General features: G+C 77.0%; 9 protein-coding genes. 7 read left to right on the forward strand and 2 right to left on the reverse strand.

The window, feature by feature from the left end:
* From E9565_RS20600 to E9565_RS20615, 4 genes are all read left to right on the forward strand, one after another.
* Positions 1-760, forward strand: a 760-nt coding sequence (locus tag E9565_RS20600; protein WP_236836617.1) for a substrate-binding domain-containing protein, incomplete at its 5' end; no start/stop codon positions are given.
* A 53-nt stretch (positions 761-813) separates the two neighbouring features.
* Positions 814-1,815 (forward strand): ABC transporter permease, encoded by a 1,002-nt coding sequence (locus E9565_RS20605; protein ID WP_236828640.1) that lies wholly within the window; start codon positions 814-816, stop codon positions 1,813-1,815.
* Positions 1,812-2,621, forward strand: coding sequence for an ATP-binding cassette domain-containing protein (locus E9565_RS20610; RefSeq protein ID WP_236828641.1), 810 nt, complete (start codon positions 1,812-1,814; stop codon positions 2,619-2,621). Before E9565_RS20605 ends, E9565_RS20610 begins: the two co-directional genes overlap by 4 nt.
* A gap of 160 nt (positions 2,622-2,781) precedes the next feature.
* A complete protein-coding gene (locus E9565_RS20615; RefSeq protein WP_236828642.1) occupies positions 2,782-4,146 on the forward strand; it encodes a M23 family metallopeptidase in 1,365 nt (454 codons plus the stop codon).
* A gap of 70 nt (positions 4,147-4,216) precedes the next feature.
* Here E9565_RS20615 and E9565_RS20620 read toward each other — a convergent pair whose 3' ends face one another.
* A complete protein-coding gene (locus E9565_RS20620; protein ID WP_236836618.1) occupies positions 4,217-4,759 on the reverse strand; it encodes a hypothetical protein in 543 nt (180 codons plus the stop codon).
* A 58-nt stretch (positions 4,760-4,817) separates the two neighbouring features.
* Here E9565_RS20620 and E9565_RS20625 point away from each other — a divergent pair, with 58 nt between their 5' ends.
* From E9565_RS20625 to mftG, 3 genes are read left to right on the forward strand one after another with little or no spacing between them, the layout of a single operon-like run.
* Positions 4,818-5,687 (forward strand): MBL fold metallo-hydrolase, encoded by an 870-nt coding sequence (locus E9565_RS20625; RefSeq protein WP_236836619.1) that lies wholly within the window; start codon positions 4,818-4,820, stop codon positions 5,685-5,687.
* Entirely contained in the window at positions 5,684-6,997 is a 1,314-nt protein-coding gene (locus E9565_RS20630; protein ID WP_236836620.1) for a class I adenylate-forming enzyme family protein, read from the forward strand. Before E9565_RS20625 ends, E9565_RS20630 begins: the two co-directional genes overlap by 4 nt.
* Complete coding sequence (gene mftG / locus E9565_RS20635) at positions 6,990-8,516, forward strand: mycofactocin system GMC family oxidoreductase MftG (RefSeq protein ID WP_236836621.1); 1,527 nt, start codon at positions 6,990-6,992, stop codon at positions 8,514-8,516. Before E9565_RS20630 ends, mftG begins: the two co-directional genes overlap by 8 nt.
* 123 nt (positions 8,517-8,639) lie before the next feature.
* On the opposite strand, the gene E9565_RS20640 is transcribed toward mftG, so the two are convergent.
* Positions 8,640-8,855, reverse strand: coding sequence for a hypothetical protein (locus E9565_RS20640; RefSeq protein ID WP_236828647.1), 216 nt, complete (start codon positions 8,853-8,855; stop codon positions 8,640-8,642).
* Positions 8,856-9,066: the final 211 nt, after the last annotated feature.

The raw sequence follows: 9,066 nt of genomic DNA on the forward strand, positions 1-9,066 counted from the left end.
CGACGGCGACCCCCAGCGCCAGGCGCAGCTCATCGACGCCGCGGTCAACCAGGGCGTGGACGGCATCGTCGTCTCGATGGCCAACCCGGACGCCCTGCAGGACTCGATCGAGGCGGCGACCGGCGCCGGCATCCCCGTCGTCACCGTCAACTCCGGCGGGGACCGCTCGGCCGAGTTCGGCGCGATCGGGCACGTCGGCCAGGACGAGGTGGTCGCGGGCCAGGGGGCGGGCCGGCGGCTGGCCGAGGACGGCGCGACGAGCGTGCTCTGCGTCGTCCACGAGGCGGGCAACATCGGCCTGGACCAGCGCTGCTCGGGCGCCGAGCAGGGCTTCACGGAGGCGGGCGGGGGGCCGGGGGCCTTCTCCGTCGTCCAGGTGGACATCAACGACCTCACCGGCGCCCAGTCGACGATCGCCTCCCAGCTGCAGAGCGACCCGGCCATCGACGCGGTGCTCACGCTCAACTCCGCGCTCGCGCCGGTGGCGGTCGAGGCCGCCGCGGACGCCGGGTCCGAGGCGCGCGTGGCCACCTTCGACCTGAACGCGGACGTCATCAGCGGCATCCAGGACGGCGACATCGCCTTCGCCGTCGACCAGCAGCAGTACGAGCAGGGCTACCTGCCGGTGGTCATGGTCAAGCTCTACGCGGAGAACCTGAACACCGTCGGCGGTGGGCAGCCGGTCCTCACCGGCCCGGGCTTCGTGGACGCCGAGAACGTCGACGAGATCGCCGACCTGGCCTCGGAGGGCACCCGCTGAGCACCCGCACGGACCCCGCCCCGGCCGGGGCGCGCGTCGACGAGCGGCTGAGCGTGCCCGGCCCGCTGCGCCGGCTGCTGGTCAAGCCCGAGCTCGGCGCACTGGTCGGTGCGGTCGTCGTCTTCACCTTCTTCGCCGTCCAGTCCGAGGTCTTCCGCTCGCCGCGGGGCATCGCGAACTGGCTGGACCCCGCCTCGACGCTCGGCATCATGGCGGTGGCCGTCGCGCTGCTGATGATCGGCGGGCACTTCGACCTCTCCGCCGGCGTGATGACGGGGACGACGGCGCTCACCGTGGGCATCGTGGCCACCGAGCTCGGCCAGAACATCTGGGTGGCCATCGGCGCCGCGCTGGTGCTGGCCCTGGCGATCGGCTTCGCCAACGGGTGGCTGGTCACCCGCACCCGGCTGCCGAGCTTCATCATCACGCTCGGCACCTTCCTGATGCTCCAGGGGTTGAACCTGGGCCTGACCAAGCTGTTCACCGGCACGGTCACCGTCGGGGAGATCGACGAGGCACCGGGTTACGCCGCCGCCGAGTGGGTCTTCGCCTCGCGCGTGCAGGTCCTCGGGGCCGAGGTCCGGGTGGCGGTCCTCTGGTGGGTGCTGTTCACCGCGCTGGCCAGCTGGGTGCTGCTGCGGACCCGGTTCGGCAACTGGGTGTTCGCGACCGGCGGGGACGAGGTCGCGGCGCGCAACGTCGGCGTGCCCGCCCGGCGCACGACGATCGCGCTGTTCATGACGACGGCGGCCGCGGCCTGGTTCGTCGGGACGACGCTCGCGGTGCGGCTGACGTCGGTCCAGGCGAACACCGGCATCGGCCAGGAGCTCATCTACATCGTCGCCGCGGTGATCGGCGGCTGCCTGCTCACCGGCGGCTTCGGCTCTGCGGTCGGCGCCGCCCTGGGGGCGCTGATCTTCGGCATGACCCTGCTGGGCATCCCCTACCTGCGCTGGGACGCCGACTGGTTCTACTTCTTCCTCGGGGCGATGCTGCTGCTGGCCGTCCTGGCCAACCGGCTGGTCCGCCGCTACGCCGAGGCGGCACGGCGATGACGCCCCCGCCGGTGGCGCCCCCGGTCGGCCCGCCGCTGCTCGAGCTGCGCGGCGTGGGCAAGGACTACGGGTCGGTGATCGCGCTCGACGGCATCGACGCGACCGTGCGCGCCGGGGAGGTCACCTGCGTCCTGGGCGACAACGGCGCCGGGAAGTCGACGCTGATCAAGGTGCTGGCGGGGGTGCACGCGGCCGACCGCGGCGCGGTGCTGCTCGACGGGGCCCCGGTGACCTTCGGCTCGCCCCGCGAGGCGCTCGACGCCGGCATCGCGACCGTCTACCAGGACCTGGCGATGATCCCGCTGATGTCGATCTGGCGGAACTTCTTCCTCGGGGCCGAGCCCACCCGCGGGTGGGGGCCGTTGCGCCGCTTCGACGCCGCCCGCGCCAAGGAGGTCACCCGGCGGGAGCTCGCGGCGATGGGCATCGACATCCGCGACCCCGACCAGCCGGTGGGCACCCTCTCCGGTGGCGAGCGGCAGTCGGTGGCCATCGCGCGGGCGGTGCACTTCGGGGCGCGGGTGCTCATCCTCGACGAGCCGACCTCGGCGCTGGGCGTGAAGCAGGCCGGCGTCGTCCTGCGGTACGTGGCGCAGGCCCGTGACCGCGGCGTCGGCGTCGTGCTCATCACGCACAACCCGCACCACGCCCACCCGGTCGGCGACCGCTTCCTGGTGCTCAACCGGGGGCGCAGCCTGGGGGAGTTCGCCAAGACGGACATCAGCCGGGAGGAGCTGACCAGGCTGATGGCCGGCGGGGCCGAGCTGGAGGCGCTCGCGCACGAGCTGGAGCGGCCCGGCGGCTGAGCCGAGCCGCCGCTGTCGACATACCGACCGCGACGGAACGGTCACCTCACGTTCTGAGCGCGGCCCGGCGTGGACTCCGCGTGTTGCCTTTGTGACTCCCGGTGACAGTGGGACCGTTCGCGGGCCAGACCGCACACCCTCTTCCCCAGGGAGCGAGCTCATGTCCCAGCGCCGTCCGCACGGACCGGCGACTCCGCGGGCCGGCCGTCGCCGGCCCGTCGCGGGCCGCTCACCCCGCACGCTGCGCACCGCCCTGGTCGGGGTCGTCGCGGGGGTCGCGCTGGTGCTCACCGCCGCGCCCGCCGTCGCCGTCCCGGCGCCCCCGCCCAACCCGACCGACGGCCAGCTCGGCGCCGCGCGCAGCCAGCAGGAGGCGGCCGCCGCGGAGGTGGGCCGCATCCGGGCACTGGTCGCCACCGCCGAGGCCGACCTGGAGCGCGTCGGGGTCCTGGCCGAGGCCGCCGGCACCGCCTACGAGGCGGCGGTGGAGGAGCTGCAGCTGGCCCAGGAGGCCGCGGACCGGGCGGCCGACGAGCTTCGCGCGGCCGACGAGGCGGTCGCGGCGGCGGCGCTGCGGATCGCCGAGTTCTCCCGGGACAGCTACATGAACGGCGGGAGCCTGACCAGCTCCGCGGCCCTCCTCGACGCCGAGGGCCCCGGCGAGCTGATCCAGCGCGCGGCGATGCTCGACTACGTCGCGGCCAACCAGCTCGACGTCCTGGGCCAGTTCGAGATCGCCCGGGTCCGCCAGGCCAACGCCGAGTCCAGCGCGCGGGCGACCCGCGACGAGCGCGCGGCCGCGGAGGAGACCGCCGAGGCCGCCAAGGCCCAGGCCGATGCCCAGCTCGCCACGCAGCAGGCCGCCTACGCCGAGATCGAGACGCAGAAGGCGCAGTACGAGCAGCAGCTCCAGGCGGCCCAGATCCACCTCCTCGAGCTGCAGGGCGCCCGCAACGCCTACGACCAGTGGGTCGCGCAGAAGGCGGCCGAGGAGGCCGCTGCGCGGGAGGCGGCCGAGCGCGCCGCCCGCGAGGCCGAGGCGGAGGCCGAGGCCGCCCGCGAGCGGGCCGACGCGGGCAGCGGCGGTGGTGGCGGGGGTGGCGCGGTCAGCGGCTCCGGGTACGTCAAGCCGACCTCGGGCCGCGTGTCCAGCTGCTACGGCTGGCGCTGGGGCGCCCTGCACGGGGGCGTGGACATCGCCGCCCCGATCGGCACCGACGTGTACGCGGTCGCCAGCGGCGTGGTGCGGCGCGCCGGCACCGCCACCGGCTTCGGGTACGCGGTCTACATCGAGGGCGACGACGGCGCGGTCACCGTGTACGGCCACGTCCACCGGTACTTCGTCGCCGCCGGCCAGCGGGTGTCCGCGGGGCAGAAGATCGCCGAGGTGGGCAACCGCGGGCAGTCCACCGGTCCGCACCTGCACTTCGAGGTCCACCCCAGCGGGCAGATGTACAGCGGGCACGTGGACCCGGTGCCGTGGCTCAACGCGCGCGGGGTGTTCGTCGGCGGCTGCGGCGGCTGAGCAGAGGGTCGACGCCCCGGGGCCTGGACCCGGCACCGGGGCCCCCGTCCGGTCCGACCGCGTGCCGGGGCTAGCTGGTGGGGGCGCTCGTGCCGGTGGGCCGCGCCAGGCCGCACTCGTCGACCAGGTAGCGCTCCACGTTGGTGGAGGACTGGCTCAGCTGCTGCTGCAGCGGGGCGAGCTGCTCCTGGAGGGTGGCCGGCGCGTTCGGGTCGGTCGGGTCGACGCCCTGCAGGGTCGTCGCGACCTGCTCGACCCCGTCGGCCAGGGCGTTCCAGTCCGCAGCGAGCTCCTCGGGCGCCTCGAGGGCGCGGATCTCCTGCGCCGCGCCCTGGAAGGTCTGCGGCAGATCGGCGGGGTTCCCGGCCGTGACGCTCCCGGTGAGCCGCTCGACGATGCCGGTCGCCTCGGTGCAGAACTCGCTCCCGGCGGCGGCCGGGGTCTCCGAGGCGGTCGTCTCACCGGCGGTGGTCTCGCCGGCGGTGGTCTCCTCGGCCGCGGTCGTCTCCTCGGCGGCGGTGGTGCCCTCCTCGTCCGAGCCGCTGCAGCCGGCGAGCAGGGCGAGGGCGGCCGCGGCGGGGAGCAGCCCGGACCGGATCAGGGAACGGCGCATGGACCGAGGCTAGCGGCCGGTCGCGCGTCCCGGGGGCCTCGCGGCTAGCGTGCCCGACGTGGCCGTCCCGACCGACCCCCGCGCCGCGTGGGGGCTCCCCGCGCCCGGCACCCTGCCGCGGACCGCCGAGCTGGAGCCCCTGGTCACCCGCGTCCTGGCGCCCAACCCCTCGCCGATGACCCTGGACGGCACGAACACCTACGTGGTGGGGGCACCCGGGAGCGGGCAGGCGGTGCTGGTCGACCCCGGACCGGACGACCCCGCGCACCTGGCCGCCGTGGAGGCGGTGCTCGCCGCGCGGGCGGCGCGCTGCGTCGCGGTCCTGGTCACCCACCACCACGGCGACCACGCCGAGGCGGCGCTGCCCTGGGGGGCCCGGCTCGGCGCGCCCGTCGCGGCCGCCTCCGGGGACGTCGCCGGGCCGGCGGGCCGGCTGCTGGCCCCGGGCGAGCGGCTCACCCTGGCCGGGACGGCGATCGACGTCGTCGGCACCCCCGGCCACACCGCCGACCACCTGGCCTTCCGCCTGGAGTCGGGGGCCGTGCTGGTGGGTGACCACGTGCTGGGGCGCGGGACGTCGGTCGTCACCCACCCCGAGGGTGACGTGGTGGCCTACCTGGAGTCGCTGCGGCGGGTGCACGACCTGGGCCCCAGCGCCCTCTACTGCGGTCACGGCCCGGAGCTGACCACCGACCCGGGCGCGGTGCTCGAGTACTACCTGGCCCACCGGGCGCACCGCGAGCAGCAGCTGCTCGACGCCCTGGCCGCCGGCGCCGGCAGCGTCGACGAGCTGGTCGCCGCGGTCTACGCCGACGTGCCCCGCGAGGTGTGGCCGGCCGCCGCCCAGTCGACCCGCGCCACGCTGGACAAGCTGGCCGCCGACGGCCGGGTGGAGCTCACCGGCGACGGCCGGGTGCGGCCGGCGTGACCGGCGTCCCCGTCGTCACGGCCGCCGAGAGCGAGCGGGACCAGCGCCGCGCGGCCGCCGGGCTGGCTGCGGCCGGCATCCGGGAGGGCGACCGGCTGCTGGTGTCGGCGGCGGCCTCGCCCGCGCTGCTGGCCGTCGTCCTCGGGGCGCTGCGCACCGGCGTCGTGCCCGTGGTGCTCGATCCGGCGCTGCCGGCCGGGGAGCGGGCGGCGCTGGCCGCCGACGCCGAACCCGCGCTGGACGTCGGTGCCGAGCCCGGGCGGCTGCTCGGTGCGGCCGAGGCGCCGCTGGCCCCGGTGCCGCTGGCCCGGCCCATGCACTACACCTCCGGCACGACCGGCCGCCGCAAGGGCGTGTGGTCCGGCGTCCTGGACGGGGACGACGCGCGCGCCCTGGCCGGCGAGGAGATCGACCTGTGGGAGTTCGGGCCGGGGGACCGGCACGTCGTCCTCTCCCCGCTGCACCACAGCGCGCCGCTGCGCTTCGCCGTCCACACGCTGCTCGCCGGCGGCGAGGTGCTCCTGCCCGGGCCCTTCGACGCCGCCCGCGCGGCGCGGGTGGTCTCCGACCAGCGGCCGACGACGGCGTTCTGCGTGCCGACCCACCTGCAGCGGCTGCTCGCGCGCGACGACGTCGACTGGTCATCCTTCCGCCGGCTGGTGCACGCCGGGGCGCCGTGCCCGGAGCCGCTCAAGCGCGCCGTCCTGGCGGCGCTCCCCGCCGGGAGCGTGTGGGAGTTCTACGGCTCCACCGAGGCGCAGTTCACCGTCTGCTCGCCCGAGGACTGGCTGGCCCACCCGGGCAGCGTGGGCCGGGCCCGGCCCGGGCGGCGGCTGGAGACCGACGAGCGCGGGCAGCTGTGGTGCGCCGTGCCCCGCTGGGCGCGGTTCCAGTACTGGCGGGCCCCGGAGAAGACGGCGGCCGCGTGGCAGGGCGACCGCGTGACCGTCGGCGACCTGGGCCGGGTCGACGCCGACGGCACCGTGTGGCTGGACGGGCGGCGGGAGGACCTCGTCATCTCCGGCGGCGTGAACGTCTACCCGGCCGAGGTGGAGGCGGTCCTCGATGCCCATCCGGGGGTCGTCGAGAGCGCGGTGTTCGGCGTTCCGGACCCGGACTGGGGGCAGCGGGTGGTCGCGGCCTACGTGGGCCCGGCCGCGGCCGGGGAGCTGGCCGGCTGGGCCCGCGAGCGGCTCGCGCCGGCCAAGCGCCCGAAGTCGCTGCACCCGCTGGCCGAGCTGCCCCGCACCTCCACCGGCAAGGTGCGCCGGCTCGACCTGCCGGGGGTGCTCGGTCTGCCCGGTGGCTGAGCACTGGGACGTCGTCGTGGTCGGGGCAGGGACGGCGGGCTGCCCGCTGGCCGCCCGGCTGGCCGACGCCGGACGGCGGGTGCTGCTGCTGGAGGCCGGCGCGCACCACCCCGACCCGGCGTCCGCGCCCGCCGAGCTGCGCGACGCCACCAGCCTGCGCGCCGCGGTGAGCGGCCACCCGGCCAACTGGGACCTGCCCGGTCTGCTGCCGGGCGGGCGGGCGGTGCGGGTGCCCCGGGGTCGGGTGAGCGGTGGCTCCAGCGCCGTCAACGCCGGCTACTTCGTGCGCCCGACGCCGGCCGACGCCGCGGGGTGGGCCGCCGCCGGCAACGACCTGTGGGCCTGGGAGCGGCTGCTCCCGGCGCTGTGCCGGCTGGAGAGCGACCGGGAGTACGGCGACCGCCCCGGGCACGGCGCCGACGGCCCGGTGCCGGTGACCCGCCCCGCCGGGGGACCACCCCTCGCGCGGGCGTTCGCGGCGGCGGCCGAGGAGCTGGGGCTGCCCGCCGAGCCGGACAAGAACGGCGGCGGGGCCCCCGGCTACGGCCCGCTGCCGCGCAACGTGGTCGACGGCGAGCGGATCAGCACCGCCACGGCCTACCTGGCCCCGCGGCGCGGGCACCCGGGGCTCACCGTCCGCGGGGGCACCCGGGTGCTGCGCGTGCTCGTCGAGCGGGGCCGCGCGGTGGGGGTGCGGACGGCCGGCGGCGACGTCCGCGCCGACGAGGTGGTGCTCTCCGCCGGCGCGGTGGGCTCGGCGCACCTGCTGCTGCTGTCCGGCATCGGCCCGCCCGATCGGCTGCGGGCGGCCGGCCTGGACGTGCTGGTGGGCGCACCCGGCGTGGGTGCGGGGTGCTCGGACCACCCGCTGGTCTACCTCCCGTTCCGTGCCCGGGCCGGTACCGGCGCGGCGCCCGGCGGCGCACCGCTGGACGGCGTCCTGCACGCGACGTCGGCCGGGGCCGAGCTGCCGGGCGACCTCGAGGTGCTGCCCTGGCTGGCGCCGTTCGCCCAGGTGATGACCGGCCGCGCCGTACCCGGGGACGCGGTGGTCGAGGTCGGGGTGGCGCTGCAGCGGACCGTGGGCCGGGGGCGGCTGGTGCTCGCCGGAGCCGACCCGGCCGCCCCGCCGGTCGCGGAGTACGGCCACCTGGTGGAGGAGGCCGACCGGCGGCGCATGCGGGAAGGGGTGCGGCTGGCCGCGGACCTGCTGCGCACGCGCGCGCTCGCGGAGGTGGGCGCCCCGGCGGGCGAGCCGGCCGCGGCGGTTTTCGCCGACGACGCCGCGCTCGACGCGTGGATCACCGCCCGCCTGACCACCGCGGTGCACCTGTCCGGGAGCGCCCGCATGGGCCCGGAGGGCGATCCGGGGGCCGTCGTGGACCAGGAGCTCCGGGTGCGGGGAGTCGAGGGGCTGCGGGTGGCCGACACCTCGGTGTTGCCGTGGGTGCCCAGCCGGGGGCCGGCGGCCACCGCGGTGCTCGTCGGGGAGCGGGCGGCCGAGCTCATGACCGGCTGAGGTCCGGCAGCGGCTCGACGTCGCCCTCGTGCGCGGCTCGTCCCGCGCGTCGCCCCCCGGGTGTGGACGCACGCGGGTCCCGGCGGCGCGTGGACGCAGCCGCCGGGACCCGGGCTCGTGGGGTCAGCGGACGGCGGGCATCTCGCTGGTGGAGAGGGTCGGGGCCGACCAGGCGTCGGGGTGCGGCCGGCCGGCGTCGGCGGCCCAGTCCGGCGTCCGCGGTCCGCTCTGCGCGCCGCGGCTGGTGGTCGCGGGGCGGGCGCTCAGGCTCACGATCACGGCCAGCAGCACGAGCAGACCGACCAGCACACCGCCGATGACCAGGAGCGTCGAGAGCATGTGCTCAACGTAGGCGCCCGAACCCGCGCTGTCACCGGGCAGAAGTACCCGAAGATGCGCGCCGAGTTCCGCAGAGTTCACCCGCGGTTCTCCCAGCGCACCACCGGCCTCGTCACCTCTCGCCCTGGCCGGCGCTGGAGCGCGGCGGCGGGGACGTGCATGGCGGGGGTGCGCGGGCGGGTAGGGCAGCCGCCGTCGATCGAGGGGAGGG

The organism is Blastococcus sp. KM273129, assembly GCF_021698995.1.
Classification (GTDB): domain Bacteria; phylum Actinomycetota; class Actinomycetes; order Mycobacteriales; family Geodermatophilaceae; genus Blastococcus.